At 46.3% G+C, this 957-nt stretch carries 2 protein-coding genes (1 of these 2 only partly in view); both read left to right on the top strand.

Features of this window, described 5'->3' with window-relative positions:
- The coding region annotated (locus JTA15_RS21775) for a type VI secretion system Vgr family protein (RefSeq protein ID WP_255580190.1) crosses the window boundary (this coding region is incomplete at its 5' end): on the top strand, nucleotides 1–597 show 597 of its 1,163 nt. Its footprint begins 566 nt before the window's first position.
- A gap of 11 nt (nucleotides 598–608) precedes the next feature.
- A partial coding sequence (locus JTA15_RS08535) for a DcrB-related protein (RefSeq protein WP_219373115.1) occupies nucleotides 609–957 on the top strand: 349 nt, incomplete at its 3' end.

Below are 957 nucleotides of genomic sequence, written 5' to 3'. Positions count from 1 at the left end.
GGTCGCGTGTATAACGAAGCAAGCATGCCGCCGTGGGCGCTGCCGGCGGCGGCCACGCAGATGGGCTTTATGAGCCGCACGAAGGATGGCTCCGTGGATAATGCCAATGCCCTGCGCTTTGAGGACAAGGCGGGYGCAGAGCAGGTGTGGATCCAGGCTGAGCGGAATCTGGATATTAACGTCAAAAATGACGAGTCTCACTCTACCGAAAAAAATCGTACCCAGTTTGTTGGTGAAGATGAAACCTTACGGGTAGCGAAAAACCAGAAATCAGGGATTAAAGGCGATGTGGTATGCCTGACGGGGAACAGTCGAAACGATAAGGTAGTTAATAATTTTATACTTTCCGCAGGTAATACGCTGAGACTGGAATGTGGTGAAAGCGCCATCGAGCTATCAAAAGACGGTAGCGTTCATATCATTGGTAATAACTTTAACTTTACTGCAAAACAGAATGCTCAAATTAATACGCTTTCCGGGGAATTGCACTTAAACCCTGATGACGGACGTAATGTCATCGACCCACCAGGTGCATCCCATCAGGGTGAAATCCAGCAGGAAGTGGATGGTTTTTTTGTTTTTAATGCCAATAAATAAGAATAACCAGAATGGCCGAATATATCCTTCAGGAAGCAACACTCGCCTTGCCCGATGTATTTAAAGACAGAACCATGAATTTATTCACCATGAGTGATAACGGAGCTAGCGAGTTTACTTTTGTTGTTTCTTGTGCGACGGCAAAAAACGAAGATAAAGTCCATGATGCGGCTACCCGACTGACGCGTGAACTGGAAATTACGGTGCCCGACTTTCGTCTTGAATCCTCTCAGATGACTTCTGTTAATGGTCATCCGGCGGTAGAGCTTTTTTATCAGTTTAAAAATGATAACTCGGTCATTTTTCAGAAGCAGACGGTGATTTTACTCGCTGACCATCCTGGCGGGCAAAAGATGGTGT

Origin of the sequence: Enterobacter sp. BIDMC 29, from assembly GCF_019378755.1 — a bacterium.
GTDB lineage: Bacteria > Pseudomonadota > Gammaproteobacteria > Enterobacterales > Enterobacteriaceae > Enterobacter > Enterobacter ludwigii.
The sequence above is the reverse complement of the archived record's forward strand: the minus strand, read 5'-3'. Positions and strand labels throughout refer to the sequence as shown.